Below are 14,662 nucleotides of genomic sequence, written 5' to 3' on the forward strand. Positions count from 1 at the left end.
AATTATCCAATGTCATATGACATAATATGAATGTCTGAGAGTGTCGAGCCCTATTGCTGCTCCGCGAGCATGCGATAACGGCGCTGGCTGGCCAACATATGCGCCCGCATTGCCTGTCGCGCCCGCTCCGGATCCTGGTCGGCGATCGCCGACAGAATCTCGACATGTTCGGCATAAACCTTCTGAAGATAGTCACGGTCGTTGGCCTCGGGAAGCGTCGGAAATTGGCCGCGGGGAATGGCTTTCGGCCCGAACTGGCGCAAGACGGCAACGTAGAATCGATTGTTCGTGGCGGCAGCAATCGCCATGTGGAAGGCATAATCCGCCTCCACCGTCTGCTGCCCTGTCTCGATAAGGTTTGCCATTCTGCGGTTGGCTTCGCGGATCGCAGCTTCCTGCTCGGCGGTGCGGCGATAGGCGGCGATTGCCGCCGCTTCACCCTCGGCGGCCATACGAAACTCCAGCAATTCCAGGGTTTCCGGAATGCTCTTGATTTCCACCGGCGTTAAAGAAAGGACCGAATGCGCCTTCGGATCCGCGACGAAGACGCCTTTGCCCTGGATCGGCTTGACGAAGCCTGCCGACCTCAGATCGGCGATAGCCTCGCGCACCACCGTGCGGCTGACGCCGAATGTCGCTTCAAGCTGCGGCTCGGTCGGCAGCTGGTCGCCGACCCGTAGCTTCCCCGTCTCGATCTGCGCCCGCAACTGATCGATGACCTGCTGCGCCAGTCTTTGTCGGCCGCGGCTGTGTGTCGTCATTTTCGGCTCCCCCAATCCTTCGCATCAAGTCTCTGCCGCTCGGGCCTTGTCAACCCTACCGGACTTCGTTAAATCATAATACGACATACGGACGACATAATATGTTTCCTATCGTAATCCAGGGAGGAGTGACAATGAAGCATTTTTCTAAAAGCTTGTTCGTCGGCGCTGTCATCGGCGCCCTGACGATATCGGCACCACAGCTGCAGGCCGCTACGCCGCAGGACCAGCTGGTGATTGGCACCTCGCTGGCACAGGTTCTGTCGCTCGATCCGCACCAGGCGACCGAAGGCAAGGCGGTCGAGATCATGTCGAATCTATACGATCGGCTGGTTGCCAGCACGGCTGATGGTAAGGTCCTTCCGCAGCTGGCGGAAAGCTGGAAGGTGGACGACAAGGGCATCACGTTTACGCTGCGCAAGGCCAATTTCGCCTCCGGCAATCCGGTCACCTCGAAGGATGTCGTCTATTCATTGGCCCGGCTCCTGAAGATGGATCAGGCCGCCGCCGCCAACCTCAAGCGCGTCGGCTACGACAAGGACAATGTCGAAAAGCTCGTCAAGGCCGTCGACGACCAGACGGTGCGGATCGATCTCTCCGACCAGGTGACGGCAGAGCTTCTACTTTACCGGCTGACGACGACGACCACCAGCGTGGTCGACAGCGTCGAGGTCGAGAGCCACGCCGTCGACAACGACTACGGAAACGCCTGGATGCGAACCCATTCGGCCGGCTCCGGTCCGTTCACCCTCAATCGCTGGTCTCCGAACGAACTGGTGATCCTCGATGCCAACAAGGACTATATGACCGGCGCGCCGAAGATGCGTCGCGTCATCGTCCGGCATGTGCCTGAAAGCCAGGTCGAGCGGCTGATGCTCGAACGCGGCGATATCGATATTGCCAGTGCGCTCACCGCATCCGATCTCGCGACCTTCCAGGACAAGAAGGGCTTTGCTATCCAGCGTATTCCGACGGGCGGCTTCTACGTGCTGTCGATGAATGCCGGCAACAAATATCTCGCCAACCCGAAGGTTCGCGAAGCCATTGCCTACGGCATCGACTACAAGGGCATCGAAAAGACCATCATGGGCCCATACGGGCGGGCCAGAAACGTTCCCGTTCCGGAGAATTTCGAATATGCCATCCCGAACCCCGATTGGCATCTCGACGTCGAAAAGTCCAAGCAACTGCTGAGTGAGGCAGGCTTCAAGGACGGTTTCTCGCTGTCGCTGAAAACCATCGCGCAAACGCCGCGCATCGATCTGGCCACCGCCATCCAGGCATCGCTGGCCCAGATCGGCATCAAGATCGACATCCAGCAGGGCAACGGCTCGGAAATCATCGCCGCCCATCGCGCCAGGGATTTCGATCTGCTGATCCCGCAGACCAGCGCCTATATGCCGAACGTGCTTGGTTCAATGGAGCAGTTCTCCTCCAATCCCGACAACTCGAAGGAAGCCAACAATGCCGGCAATTTCGTCTGGCGTTCGGGCTGGGACATTCCCGAGCTGACGGCCTTGACGGCGAAGGCATCCATGGAGCCGGACGCCAAGAAGCGCGGTGAACTCTATGTTCAGATGCAGAAGATGTTCGTCGAACAGAAGCCGGCGGTGCTTCCGCTCTTCGAGCGCTTTGAACCGATCGTCCTGTCCACCAAGGTCGAGGGATATGTCGGCCACCCGTCTCAGCTGACGCGTCTCGAGAACGTCACCAAGGTCGAAACCCAGTAATACTCCAGGACAGCCGATCATGAAGGAACTCTCCGTAGCCGAATTTGGCCGACGCCTGGCGCATTTGCTGGTCAGCCTGTTCATCCTCTTATGTGTGACCTTCGTGATCGGCCGTATCCTGCCCACCGATCCGGTCGGTGCGATTGTCGGCGAGCTCGCCGATCCCGCTGCCTATGCGGCGATGCGGGCGCGTCTGGGGCTCGATTTGCCGATCTATCAGCAGTTTTTCCTCTATCTGAACGGGCTGGCGCATGGTGATTTCGGCACCGCCGTCCTCACCGGCAATCCGGTCTCTGCAGACCTCGCTCAAGCCTTTCCGGCGACATTCGAACTCGCGACGCTGGCGGTGATCATTTCGACCTTCGTCGGTGTCCCGCTCGGACTGGTCGCAGCACTCTTTCGCGATAGCTTCATCGACAAGACGGCCCGCGTGGTCGCGCTCGTCGGTCATTCGATCCCGGTTTTCTGGTTCGGTATCGTCGGGCTCGTCATCTTCTATGCCGGCCTCAACTGGGTTGGCGGGCCGGGCCGGATCGATGTCTTTTACGAAGGCCTCGTCACGCCGCACACCGGGCTGTTGTTGATAGACAGCCTGCTGCAGGGCGAGACCGAAATCTTCTGGAATGCGCTCGGTCATATCATCCTTCCGGCCGTCATCCTTGCCTATGCGGCGATGGCCTATATCACCCGCATGACGCGCAGCTTTACCCTGGAGCAGTTGAGCCAGGACTATGTCATCGCTGCCCGAGCCAAGGGTGTGAGCCCCTTCGGCACGATCTGGCGCCACGTGCTACCGAACATTGCGGTGCAGCTGATCACCATTCTCGCCATTTCCTATGGCGGGTTGCTCGAAGGCGCTGTCGTGACCGAGATCGTTTTCTCCTGGCCGGGCATTGGCCAGTACATGACCAACGCGCTGATGATCGGCGATATGAACGCCATCGTCGCCGGCACCATCATTGTGGGATTCATCTTCATGTTGTTGAACTTCCTGGCCGACGTCGCTTACGCCGTCTTTGATCCGCGCATGCGGGAGGCGGCCCGATGAGCGATGTCATCCGCAGCGAGATAGAGATCCGCCCTCCAAGTGTGTCGACCCGTATCGCGGCTTCGTTTGCGCGCGCCGGCCGCAAACTGGCTGCCGAGCCGCTTGGTCTCGGAGGGTTCGTCATCCTCGGTCTGCTTTGCTTGATCGCGATCTTCGCGCCGCTGCTTGCCCCTTACGATCCGGTCGTGCAGAGGCTTGGTGATGCCTTGCAGCCGCCGAGCCTCGCGCATCTGGCCGGCACGGACGAATTCGGCCGCGATATCTTGAGCCGCCTGATTTTTGGCACGCGCATCACCATCCAGACCGTATTTTCGGTCTCCCTGATCGTCGGGCCGATCGGCCTGTTGATCGGCGTTGTTGCCGGCTTCTTCGGAGGGCGCACCGATGCGCTGCTGATGCGCGCCACCGACATCGTTCTCTCTTTCCCGTCGCTGATCCTGGCGCTCGCCTTTGCTGCGGCGCTCGGCGCCGGATTGACCACGGCAATCATCGCGATCTCGCTGACCGCATGGCCGCCGATTGCGAGGCTTGCGCGCGCCGAGGCGCTCGTCGTCAGAAACGCCGACTACGTGGTCGCCGCCCGCCTTTATGGCGCCTCGCCGATACGCATTCTTCTCCTCTATATCGCGCCGATGTGCGTCCCATCGGTCATCGTTCGCCTGACGCTCAACATGGCGGGCATCATCCTGACAGCCGCTTCGCTTGGCTTCCTCGGGCTTGGCGCCCAGCCGCCGGCGCCGGAATGGGGCGCGATGATCTCCAGCGGCCGCAAGTTCATGCTCGATTATTGGTGGGTCGCCGTGATGCCGGGTATCGCCATCCTCCTCACCAGCCTTGCCTTCAACATCGCCGGAGATGCTCTGCGCGACATTCTGGATCCTCGCCATGCAAGATCGTGATCTGCAGCCCGTTCTGTCCGTCGAAGGATTGAGCGTCCGTTTCGGCCGAGGCGCCGTGCCTGCCGTCTCCAATGTCAGTTTCGACGTCGGGCGCGAACGCGTCGGGATCGTCGGAGAATCCGGTTCCGGCAAATCGACGACCGGCCGCGCCATCATGCGCCTTCTGCCGCCGGCCGCCGTGGTCTCGGCCGAGCGCCTGGATCTCGCCGGCAGTTCGTTGCTGTCGAAGAGCGAACGTCAGATGGGCGCGTTGCGCGGCAAGGATATCGCGCTGATCATGCAGGATCCGCGCTATTCGCTGAATCCGGTGCTTTCGATCGGCAAGCAGATTGCCGAAGCCGCACGCCTTCACCTCGGTCTTCATAAGAAACAGGCGCATGAGGCTGCCCGCGCCATGCTGGAGCGCGTGCGCATCAGCGATCCGGAGCGGGTCATGGCGCTTTATCCGCACCAGATCTCGGGCGGCATGGGCCAGCGCGTGATGATCGCGATGATGCTGCTGGCGCGGCCGAAGCTTGTTATCGCCGACGAGCCGACCTCGGCGCTTGATGTCAGCGTCCGAAAGGATGTGCTGCTGTTGCTCGATGAACTGGTGCGCGAGAACAATTCCGGCCTGCTGTTGATCAGCCATGACATTCGCATGGTGGCGGCCTTTTGCGAGCGCATCATCGTCATGTATGCCGGCCGGATCGTGGAAACGCTGACCAGTCTGGAGGAGGCGCGCCATCCCTATACCCGCGGGCTGATCGCTGCGCTGCCCGACCCCAGGAATCCGGTTCGCCGGCTTGCGGTTCTCGACAGGACGAAACTCGATCTGGAGACGGCGCAATGATCAATGTGCGTGACCTCGATGTCGTCTTTGCCTCCGGCAAATCCAGCAACCATGTAGTCAGGGGCATCAGTTTCCACGTCAGTCAGGGGGAGACGCTCGGGATTGTCGGTGAATCCGGATGCGGCAAATCGACGGTGCTGCGTTGCCTTGCCGGCATGGAGGCCGGTTGGACCGGTGACATCGAGCTTGGCGGCAAACCGATCGGCAAGAAACGCTCCCGCGAGGAGCTGAAATTCGCACAAATGGTGTTTCAGGACCCTTACGGATCCCTGCATCCGCGCCATCGTATCGGCACCGCCCTGGCGGAACCGCTGCGCGCCATGGGCCATTCCGAGATCTGGTCCAAGGTCGAAAAGGCATTGATCCAGGTTGGTTTGCCGACGAGCTTCGCAAACCGTTTTCCGCACGAACTTTCCGGCGGCCAGAGGCAGCGGGTGGCAATCGCGCGGGCCCTGATCCTGTCGCCGCCCATCCTGTTGCTCGACGAGCCGACATCGGCGCTCGACGTCTCGGTCCAGGCAGAAGTCCTCAACCTGCTGGCCGACCAACGCGAGGAAAAGGGACTGACCTATCTCCTTGTCAGCCACGACCTCGCGGTCATCGCCCACATGTGCGACCGGGTGCTGATCATGAAGAATGGCTGTTTCGTGGATGAACTCACCAAAGCGGATCTGCAGGCCGGCACCACGCATGATGCCTATGCGCGAGAACTGTTCGAAGCGAGTTTTATCGAGGCTTGAACCTCGATCGCGGTGTGGGTTCAGCGACCTTCCGTTACGGCAGACATATGCCTGACGGCCGCGACGCTGCCTCTTTCGACGAGATGGCAGGCAAGCTCGACCCGCCGCCGTGGGGCCGCAAGGCCGAGCATCATGTCGCGCAGCAGATCGAGCGCGGTGGCGCCGAGTTCGCGCATCGGAATATGCACCGTCGAGAGCGGCGGATTGAGAAAGGCCGACTGCGGCAGGTCGTCTATGCCCATGACGGAGATGTCCTGCGGCACGCCATAACCCATCGCCTGCAATCCGCGCACCGCGCCATTGGCAAGGCTGTCGCCCGCCGTCAGGATGGCGGTGAAGGAAAGGCCTTTCTCGCGGACAAGACGGGTGACGGCTTCGGCGCCAAGTTCCGGCAGCCAGTCGTCGACCTCGAGCACCAGATCGGCATCGGCGGTCAGCCCATGATGCTGCAGGGCATCGCGCCAGCCCTCCAGGCGCCGCTCGATCGTCCGCCGACCCGGCCTTAGCATGAACAGGATACGTTCATGCCCGGCTTTGATCAGCCGTTCGGCGGCGATGAAGGCGGCCGAGCGGTTGCAGGGCGTCACACTGGAAAGCCGCATATAGGGATCGTCGCTGTTGACCAGCACGACGGGCTTTCCGAGATCAGCCGCAGCTGCCAGCATATCCTCTTCGTCGACGGTCAGGATCAGCATGCCGCCAAAGCTCGGATCGTCGCGCATCTCGGCGAGGACGCGGGCTTCATCCCCCTTGTCGGCGACCGGGCGCATCGCCAGTTCGATGCCGAGGGCGGTTGCGCGAGCGTTCAATCCTTCGAGCACATAGAGCGTGAACTGGTTGCGGACATAGTCGATCATCGCCGCGCCGGAGGCAACGAGCATGACCTTCTTGCCGGCGACGCTTGCCGGCAGCGCGTAGCTGACCGCACTCGCCGTTTCCAGCACCAGCTTGCGGATCTCCGGCCTGACGCCCTTTTCGCCGGCCAGCGCACGCGACACCGTGCTGATCGAGACGCCGCATCTGGCGGCAATGTCGTCGAGGCGCGTACGCCTGCCTTTCTTCTCTTCCGCCGCCATGTCTTTTCCTCGCTTGCCGCCACTATGCAAAAATCTTTCAGATTGCGCAAATGGAATGCCTATGCACAATTGTTGCCTGAGGAGTTCCGCGACAAGCGGCAGAGCAGGGAGGCTTTGAAGATGCGGCTTGACGGCCAATCCATGCGTCGGTGTTTTGTCCGGAATCTCATGGCTCCGAGCATGATGCCGAAAAGTGTGAGCGGTTTTCAGACGACGTCATGCTCTGACTGCCTGGGGCGGGCTGAAGCATGACCGCCGAGCAGCAATCCCATCTCCGCCGTGCAACGGCGAAGGCCAGCCCGATCGTCTACTGGCAGCTCGCCGACTTGTGGCAGCAGCGCTACGACGTCGCCGACCGCCCGATGGAAGGCAGCATGGATCCGTTTTTCTTCGTCACCAAGACGAAGAACTTCATTCCGCATGAATATCCCTGCCGCACCGAATTCAAAAAATCCTTCTCCGACCGTCGGCCGCAACCGGCTGCCGAATTCGAGGCGGTCCGCTGGTGGCTTCCCTTTGCCTCCCCACGTGTCGATCTCTCCGGCTTTTGGTTTCGCCCGACACGCATCGGCTGCTGGGCGCGTACCTTCCTCGCTGCCCGCGCCGCGGGACGTGCCACGCTTCGGCTGTCGACCTGCGGCGGCGCGATCCTCTTCGTCAATGGCCGCGAGCAGGGTTTCATGGCGCCTTACCAGCGCAATCTCGAAGCCGAGCAGCTGTTCGAGGTCGAACTCACGGCCGGCCTGAACGAAATCCGCGTCTATTTCGACGATCTCGCCGAGCGCGACGCCCGCTTCTATTTCCAGCTGGATTATGTCGAAGGGCCGGAAGTTGAAACTGCCGTGCCTGTTCCCATCGCCGCCGGTGATGCGGATGCGCTGGAGGTCATACTCGAAGGCATGCGCTTTGACCGCACCGCTTATCTCGGCGAAGACGTGACCATCCTTTTTCCCGCGCCGCTGCCGGTGGCGCTGAGCTGCCATGTCGAGATCGAAGGCGACTTCATGTCGATCGAGCGCTTCGACTATGATTTCGATCTGGAAGCGGGGGCAACGAAACTGGCGCTCGGCACCTCGGCGGATATGCCCGCCGATTTCCGCCATTTCCGCATCACCTTCAAAGCAGGTGCGCTTTCGCTCGGTCGCACGCTCGGCGTCGAGATCTGTCATCCTGAGCGCCAGGGGGAGGCACCCGCCGCCCTTGAGGACCGCGTCGCCGAGGCGCTGGCCGAGGTCGCTACCCATTCCGAGCCCGACACGGTCTGCGCTTTCGCGCGCCTTGCGCTGGGGCAGGGCGGCGAGGAAACCGAAGCGATGATCTCGGCGATGCTGCCGGTCATCGAGGATTGTCACGACTGCGCCGATTTCGTGCTGGTGCCGCTGCTCTTTGCCTATACGCGCTGGAGCGATCTGCTGTCACCTGCGCTGCGCGCCAGGATCGAGCACGCCGTCCTCAATTACCGCTACTGGATGGATGAGCCCGGCAACGACGTTCAGTGGTATTTTTCGGAAAACCACGCGCTTCTCTTCCATACCGCCGCCTATCTCGGCGGCAGGCTTTTCCCGGAAGCCGTGTTCGTCCGCTCCGGCCGAACCGGCGCCGAGCAGATGCAGGTCGGCGAAGAGCGTGTCCGCGCCTGGCTCGATCATTTCGAGCGCTGGGAAATGGCCGAGTGGAATTCCGTTCCCTATTTCCCGATCGATCTCAAGGGCCTGACGGCGCTCGCCGCCTGCGCGCCGGATGAGATGATCCGCAACCGCGCGAGTGCCAGCATCGTCCGCCTGATGGAGATCGTCGCCCGCTCGGCCCATCATGGCATGCTGACCGGCAGCCAGGGCCGCTCCTACGAACACACGCTGCGCCCCGGCCGCTCGGTCGAACTCTCCGCCATTGCCCGGCTGCTCTGGGGCCGCGGCTGGTACGGCCGGCGTGTCCACGCTTTGCCGCAGCTTGCCGTCTGCATCCGCGATCATGGCCTGCGTTTTCCAGAAACGCTGGCCGCGATCGCCGCGCACCAGTCCGACGACGCGCAGGAATGGACCTTTTCCCAGGGCGAAAACCGTTTCGCCGCCCTCTATCACTACAAGACCCGTGACACTGCGCTCGGCACCATCGCCCATTATCGTCCCGGCGCCTGGGGCTATCAGGAAACCGTACTGCACCTCCGTCTGGGTCAACGCCCGGAAGCGCAGATCTGGATCAATCATCCCGGCGAAACCATCCAGTTCGGTTATGGCCGGCCGAGCTTCTGGGGCGGCTGCGGTACGCTGCCGCGGGTGCATCAGTACCGCGATCTGGCGATCCTCGATTTCGAGATCCATGAGGGCCAGCCGGATTTCACCCATGCCTGGTTCCCGCTCGAGGCTTTCGACGACACGGTGGTTGACGGCAATCTGGCGCTCGCCCGCTCCGGCAACGGGATTGCGATGTTGATCGGCAACGGCGCGCTGGAGCCGGTAAAGCAAGGCCCGACGACGGATATCGAGCTGCGCCTAGCCGGCCGCAACGGCCGCTGGATCGTCCGTCTCTCCGATCTCGGGCGCGAGGGTAGCCTTGACGGCATGCAGGCGCGTTTCGCCACGCTTTCGGCCCGCCGAGACGACGAGGGCGCATTGATCGTCGTCGATCCGGATTATGGCCGGGTCGTCTTCGAAGAGGACGGCACCGTGCATGCCGAAGGCCGTATTCTTCGCCCGCCGGACTGGTCGGTGCGGGGAGACGCGGTACATCTGAAGATACCGGGCAGGCAGCCTCGGCGCGCGGCCTCGTAGACGACGTGTTCGGCAGGTGGAGGATCGGCCGGGCGCAGGAATTTATCGGTCAAGAGGAGGAGAAAATGACCAGAATGAAATCGATCGGCGCGGCTTTTGCTGCAATTCTGTTGAGTTCCGTTGCCGCCCATGCCGGCGACGTGCGCATCATGTGGTATTCCGATGGCGGTGAAGGCGAGGTGATCAAGGATCTGCTGTCGCGCTTCTCGAAGGCCAATCCCGACGTCAACGTCATCCTCGACGAGGTCTCCTACGACGTCGTCAAGGAACAGCTGCCAGTGCAGCTCGAAGCCGGGCAGGGGCCGGATATCGCCCGCCTCACCAATCTGAAGGCGCCTGCCCAGCACTGGCTCGATCTTCGCCCCTACCTCACCGACGCGAAATATTGGGAGGACAATTTCGGCGCCCAGGCCGACTGGATGCGTCCGGACGGCTCGAACGCCATCACCGGCTTCATGACGCAGCTGACGCTGACCGGCGGCTTCGTCAACAAGACGCTGTTCGAGCAGGCTGGCGTCGAGATCCCCGGCCCGAAGGCCACCTGGGACGACTGGGCGGCGGCCGCCAAGAAGGTCGCCGACAGCCAGAAGGTCTTCGCCATGGCGATCGACCGCTCCGGCCACCGCGTCTCAGGCCCGAACATCTCCTACGGCGCGAACTACATCGCCGCTGACGGCAAGCCGGCGCCGATCGATCAGGGCGCCAAGGATTTCCTCAGCCGCTTCGTCAAGTGGAACGAGGACGGCACAATTAACAAGGATGTCTGGGTCAGTGCTGCCGGCACCACCTACCGCTCCGCCGCCGAGGACTTCATCAATGGCGGCCTTGCCTATCTTTATTCGGGCAGCTGGCAGGTCTCGGGCTTTGCCCAGAAGATCGGCGACAATTTCGACTGGGTGATGGCCGGAAGCCCCTGCGGCACGGCCGCTTGCACCGGCATGCAGGGCGGTGCGGGTCTGGTCGCCGTCAAATACACCAAGAACCCGAAGGACGTCGCCAAGGTGATGGATTACCTGGCAGGTGCCGACGTGCAGAAGGAATTTGCCGAACGCAGCCTGTTCATTCCGGCGCATAAGGGTGTCGCCGCCGGCCAAATGGACTTCAAGACCGACAATCCGCATGTGCAGGCGGCGCTGAAGGCCTTCGTCGAAGCGGCCGGCCAGACGGCGGCACCCGCCATGAAGCTGCCGGGCTGGAAGTGGTCGGATGCCTATTACAGCGCCATCGTCGCCCGCATCAGCCAGGTGATCGCCGGCGAAATGAAACTCGACGATGCCTATGCCCGCATCGACGAGGACATCAAGGCCAAGGTCGCCGGCAACTGACGGAAGAACAGATGACGGCGAAGACGGTTTCTTCTGAACCACCGGCGAGAACCGGTCTGCGGCAGGCGCTCTTGGCGCCTGTCCGGCTTGCCATGGGGCTAATCGACATTCCCATGCGTGCCTGGCAGAAACTGACCGGGCTGAACGGCATGGCGGGCGTCTTCCTGGCGCCCAACATGCTGATCTTCACCGTCTTCGTGCTGCTGCCGCTGGTCATCAACTTCATCTATTCGACGACGAGCGGCAGCGCCATCTTCCTGCAGAACAGGACCTATGTCGGCGCCGACCAGTACCGCATCCTCTTCGATTGCCGCAGCTATCTCGATCCCTCGACCTGTGCCGCCGACACCTTCTGGGCGGCGGTACGCAACACCGCCGTCTTCGTCGTCTTTCAGGTCACAGTGATGCTGATCGCAGCGCTCGCAACGGCTTTGATCCTCAACCGCGAGCTTTCCAATCGCGGCTTCTGGCGCGCCGTCTTCTTCTTCCCGGTGCTGCTGTCGCCCGTCGTCGTCGGCCTGATCTGGAAATGGATCCTGCAGCGCGAAGGCTTGTTGAATTATGCGCTGAGCCCCTTCGGCTTCGAACCCTTCTCCTGGCTCAGCGATCGTTTCTGGGCCTTTTTCTTCGCCGTCTTCGTGTCGGTCTGGGCGCATATGGGTTTTTATGCGCTGATCCTGCTCGCCGGCCTGCAGGCGATCCCGCGCGATCTCTACGAGGCGGCGGCGATGGACAGCGCCCGCCCGACCCGCATCTTCCGGCGCATTACCCTGCCGCTTCTGATGCCGAACCTCATCGTCGTGCTGGTCTTGGCGCTGATCCGCGCCGTGCAGATCTTCGACGAGGTCTTCGTGCTGACCGGCGGCGGACCGGGCACCAGCACCATGTACATCACCCAATACATCTACGAGACCGGCTTTGCGAGTTCGCTGCGCAATCCGGGGCTGGCTTCCGCCGCCTCGATCCTGATGGGCATCGTGCTCGTCATCCTGACCCTGGTCCAGCTCGGCGTCAGTAGCCGCAACGAGAAGAAGGGAGCACGCCAATGAGCGCCGTTTCTGCCTTCCTGCTCCGCCGCCGCGGCCGCGGCTGGCACTGGACCGATGTGGTCACCTGGATCTGGCTGATCTCGGGCGTCTTCCTGATGTTCGGCCCGGCTGTCTGGCTGGTCTTCTCTTCCTTCAAAACGCCGGCGGCCCTTGCCGAATTCCCGCCGTCCTTCCTGCCCTATGTCACCGAGCAGGCAGTGGTGCCGGGCTACGACAAGCCGTTGCCGCTCTATAATGTCGCAATGCCGGATGGCAGCACCCGTGTGCTCGCCGAAGTCCGCCGCATCGGCATCATCGGCCAGATGGTCGATCCGAAACAGCCAGGCGAAATCGTCAAGGCGAATATCAAGGACCGCACGCCGGTGCGCCAGGTCGAATTCGCCGGCGGCAATTACACCGAACCTTTCCAGCGCTTCGATTTCTTCCTGTTCCTGCGCAACTCCGTTTTCGTCACCGTCGTGGCGACGGCGATTACGCTGCTCGTCAATTCCATGGCCGCCTTCGCGCTGTCGAAATACCAGTTCCCCGGCCGCACCGCTGTCATGTTGATGATCCTGGCGACGCTGATGGTGCCGCTCTCGGTCATCGTCGTGCCGCTCTATTCCGTCATCGGCACGCTGAACCTCTTCGACAGCCTCTGGGGTGTCATCCTGCCGACGGTCGCCACCCCGACGGGGGTCTTCCTGCTCAGGCAATACATGCTGACGATCCCCGACGAATTGCTCGACGCCGCTCGTATGGACAAGGCTAGCGAATGGCAGATCTACTGGCGCATCATCCTGCCGCTGTCGGCGCCGGCTCTCGCCGTGCTGGCGATCTTCTCGGTCGTCTGGCGCTGGAACGACTTCCTCTGGCCGCTGATCGTGCTGTCGCGCAAGGAACTCTATACGCTGCAGGTCGGCCTCAACGTCTATGCCGGCGAGCTCAATGTGCAATGGCACTATATCCTCGCCATGACCGTCGTCTCGATGATCCCGGTCGTGCTGATCTTCGTCTTCCTGCAGCGCTTCATCACCACGGGCATTGCCGGCTCGGGGCTCAAATAGGCCAACCTTAAAATAAGAAACAGGAGAGTGCATGAGCGGGCTTGAGCTCAGGAACATCGTCAAGAATTTCGGCGCCGTCGAGGTCATTCGCGATGTCTCGCTTGAGGTCAACGACGGCGAGTTCGTCGCTTTCGTCGGCCCTTCCGGCTGCGGGAAATCGACGTTGCTGCGCCTGATTGCCGGCCTCGACAAGCCCACAGGCGGCAGCATCGCCATCGACGGCAAGGATGTTACCGCTATCAGCGCCGCCGATCGCGGCCTGGCCATGGTCTTCCAGTCCTATGCGCTCTATCCGCATATGAGCGTCAGGGAAAACCTCGCCTTCGGTCTCGAGAACACCAAGGTGGCGAAGGCCGAGATCGAAGCGCGCATCACCGACGCCGCACGCATGCTGGAGATTGAACCTTTCCTGCAGCGCCGCCCGGGCCAGCTCTCCGGCGGCCAGCGCCAGCGCGTTGCGATCGGCCGCGCCATCGTGCGGCGGCCGGATGCCTTCCTGCTCGATGAGCCGCTCTCCAACCTCGACGCCGAACTCAGGGTCACCATGCGTGCCGAACTCGCAGCCCTTCACGCCCGCCTAGGGGCGACGATGATCTACGTCACCCACGATCAGGTCGAGGCGATGACGCTGGCCGACCGCATCGTCGTCTTGAGAAACGGCAGGATCGAGCAGGTCGGAACACCGCTGGAACTCTATAACAAACCGGCCAACCGCTTCGTCGCCGGTTTCATCGGCGCGCCGCACATGAATTTCCTCGAAGGTGCGATCGTCGGTCACGACGGCGGTTTCGCTGAGGTCGAAACCGTCGGCGGCCATCGCCTTTCCGTCATTGCTAAGGAGGCACGCCCGGCGGGCGAAAGGGTCAGCATCGGCATCCGCCCGCAGCATATTACCCTTGCCGATGCCGGCTCCGCGAGCAGGCTGGATACCCGCGTCACCCTTGTCGAGGAACTGGGCTCGGAGACCGTCGTCCACGCCGAGGCGGCCGGAAGGAAGCTGATTGCGGTCTTTGCCGGCCAGCAGCGCATGAAATTGGGCGACAGCCTGCCGCTGCATCTCGATCCCGATATACTCCACCTCTTCGGCGAGGACGGCCAGCGCCTGTCTTAACGAATGTCGCGCAAAAGTGGGCAGCGGTTTTCCATTCGAAAAGAGCGGGATGAGGAAGCGGACCGGGCGGGCAGGGAGCTCGTCTGCCACTTCGTTGGCCACCGGGAGAAAGCGGAAAAATCCCGATGTTCTCCAGTACCGCGCGTCCGCTTGGAGCGGCCCGCAACCCCGATTTGAAATACGCATATCGGCGAAAAGGTTCCAGGAAAACAACCGCATTCCCCCATGCCGGAAGCCTCGATGCGGCTCGTCGGCTCTTTCCAAATCGACAGCT

Annotated in this window: 12 protein-coding genes; 10 read left to right on the forward strand and 2 right to left on the reverse strand. The window is 62.1% G+C overall.

Annotated elements, in window-relative coordinates:
• Positions 1 to 50 precede the first annotated feature (50 nt).
• Complete coding sequence (locus tag GFM02_RS15285; protein ID WP_168271881.1) at positions 51 to 761, reverse strand: FadR/GntR family transcriptional regulator; 711 nt, start codon at positions 759 to 761, stop codon at positions 51 to 53.
• A gap of 134 nt (positions 762 to 895) precedes the next feature.
• Between GFM02_RS15285 and GFM02_RS15290 the strand changes: the two genes are divergently transcribed.
• The 5 genes from GFM02_RS15290 to GFM02_RS15310 are packed head-to-tail and all read left to right on the forward strand — an operon-like array spanning position 896 to position 6,010.
• A complete protein-coding gene (locus tag GFM02_RS15290; RefSeq protein WP_168271880.1) occupies positions 896 to 2,491 on the forward strand; it encodes an ABC transporter substrate-binding protein in 1,596 nt (531 codons plus the stop codon).
• Between the two features lie 19 nt (positions 2,492 to 2,510).
• Positions 2,511 to 3,539: an ABC transporter permease gene (locus GFM02_RS15295; protein ID WP_168322065.1), complete on the forward strand. Its 1,029-nt coding sequence runs from the start codon at positions 2,511 to 2,513 to the stop codon at positions 3,537 to 3,539.
• Positions 3,536 to 4,438 carry an ABC transporter permease gene (locus tag GFM02_RS15300; protein ID WP_168322066.1) on the forward strand — a complete coding sequence of 301 codons (903 nt, stop codon included), beginning with the start codon at positions 3,536 to 3,538 and terminating at the stop codon, positions 4,436 to 4,438. The genes GFM02_RS15295 and GFM02_RS15300 overlap by 4 nt, the downstream gene beginning before the upstream one ends.
• Positions 4,425 to 5,270: an ABC transporter ATP-binding protein gene (locus GFM02_RS15305; protein WP_168322067.1), complete on the forward strand. Its 846-nt coding sequence runs from the start codon at positions 4,425 to 4,427 to the stop codon at positions 5,268 to 5,270. The genes GFM02_RS15300 and GFM02_RS15305 overlap by 14 nt, the downstream gene beginning before the upstream one ends.
• On the forward strand, positions 5,267 to 6,010 hold the full coding sequence (locus tag GFM02_RS15310) for an ABC transporter ATP-binding protein (protein ID WP_168322068.1): 744 nt from the start codon (positions 5,267 to 5,269) through the stop codon (positions 6,008 to 6,010). The genes GFM02_RS15305 and GFM02_RS15310 overlap by 4 nt, the downstream gene beginning before the upstream one ends.
• A 20-nt stretch (positions 6,011 to 6,030) precedes the next feature.
• Here GFM02_RS15310 and GFM02_RS15315 read toward each other — a convergent pair whose 3' ends face one another.
• Entirely contained in the window at positions 6,031 to 7,086 is a 1,056-nt protein-coding gene (locus tag GFM02_RS15315) for a LacI family DNA-binding transcriptional regulator (RefSeq protein WP_168322069.1), read from the reverse strand.
• Between the two features lie 248 nt (positions 7,087 to 7,334).
• Between GFM02_RS15315 and GFM02_RS15320 the strand changes: the two genes are divergently transcribed.
• From GFM02_RS15320 to GFM02_RS15340, 5 genes are all read left to right on the forward strand, one after another.
• Positions 7,335 to 9,857: a hypothetical protein gene (locus GFM02_RS15320; protein ID WP_168322070.1), complete on the forward strand. Its 2,523-nt coding sequence runs from the start codon at positions 7,335 to 7,337 to the stop codon at positions 9,855 to 9,857.
• A 65-nt stretch (positions 9,858 to 9,922) separates the two neighbouring features.
• A complete protein-coding gene (locus GFM02_RS15325) occupies positions 9,923 to 11,182 on the forward strand; it encodes an ABC transporter substrate-binding protein (protein ID WP_020049861.1) in 1,260 nt (419 codons plus the stop codon).
• An 11-nt stretch (positions 11,183 to 11,193) separates the two neighbouring features.
• On the forward strand, positions 11,194 to 12,231 hold the full coding sequence (locus GFM02_RS15330; RefSeq protein ID WP_168322071.1) for a carbohydrate ABC transporter permease: 1,038 nt from the start codon (positions 11,194 to 11,196) through the stop codon (positions 12,229 to 12,231).
• Positions 12,228 to 13,277, forward strand: a complete 1,050-nt coding sequence (locus GFM02_RS15335) for a carbohydrate ABC transporter permease (RefSeq protein ID WP_003539547.1) — start codon at positions 12,228 to 12,230, stop codon at positions 13,275 to 13,277. The genes GFM02_RS15330 and GFM02_RS15335 overlap by 4 nt, the downstream gene beginning before the upstream one ends.
• 31 nt (positions 13,278 to 13,308) lie before the next feature.
• Positions 13,309 to 14,388, forward strand: a complete 1,080-nt coding sequence (locus GFM02_RS15340) for an ABC transporter ATP-binding protein (protein WP_168322072.1) — start codon at positions 13,309 to 13,311, stop codon at positions 14,386 to 14,388.
• Positions 14,389 to 14,662: the final 274 nt, after the last annotated feature.

Source organism: Rhizobium leguminosarum bv. viciae (assembly GCF_012276115.1).
Classification (GTDB): Bacteria; Pseudomonadota; Alphaproteobacteria; order Rhizobiales; family Rhizobiaceae; genus Rhizobium; species Rhizobium leguminosarum_T.

Coding starts and splice junctions, on each gene's coding strand:
- GFM02_RS15285 (WP_168271881.1), bottom strand. CDS start 761: ATGACGACACACAGCCGCGGCCGACAAAGACTGGCGCAGCAGGTCATC.
- GFM02_RS15290 (WP_168271880.1), top strand. CDS start 896: ATGAAGCATTTTTCTAAAAGCTTGTTCGTCGGCGCTGTCATCGGCGCC.
- GFM02_RS15295 (WP_168322065.1), top strand. CDS start 2,511: ATGAAGGAACTCTCCGTAGCCGAATTTGGCCGACGCCTGGCGCATTTG.
- GFM02_RS15300 (WP_168322066.1), top strand. CDS start 3,536: ATGAGCGATGTCATCCGCAGCGAGATAGAGATCCGCCCTCCAAGTGTG.
- GFM02_RS15305 (WP_168322067.1), top strand. CDS start 4,425: ATGCAAGATCGTGATCTGCAGCCCGTTCTGTCCGTCGAAGGATTGAGC.
- GFM02_RS15310 (WP_168322068.1), top strand. CDS start 5,267: ATGATCAATGTGCGTGACCTCGATGTCGTCTTTGCCTCCGGCAAATCC.
- GFM02_RS15315 (WP_168322069.1), bottom strand. CDS start 7,086: ATGGCGGCGGAAGAGAAGAAAGGCAGGCGTACGCGCCTCGACGACATT.
- GFM02_RS15320 (WP_168322070.1), top strand. CDS start 7,335: ATGACCGCCGAGCAGCAATCCCATCTCCGCCGTGCAACGGCGAAGGCC.
- GFM02_RS15325 (WP_020049861.1), top strand. CDS start 9,923: ATGACCAGAATGAAATCGATCGGCGCGGCTTTTGCTGCAATTCTGTTG.
- GFM02_RS15330 (WP_168322071.1), top strand. CDS start 11,194: ATGACGGCGAAGACGGTTTCTTCTGAACCACCGGCGAGAACCGGTCTG.
- GFM02_RS15335 (WP_003539547.1), top strand. CDS start 12,228: ATGAGCGCCGTTTCTGCCTTCCTGCTCCGCCGCCGCGGCCGCGGCTGG.
- GFM02_RS15340 (WP_168322072.1), top strand. CDS start 13,309: ATGAGCGGGCTTGAGCTCAGGAACATCGTCAAGAATTTCGGCGCCGTC.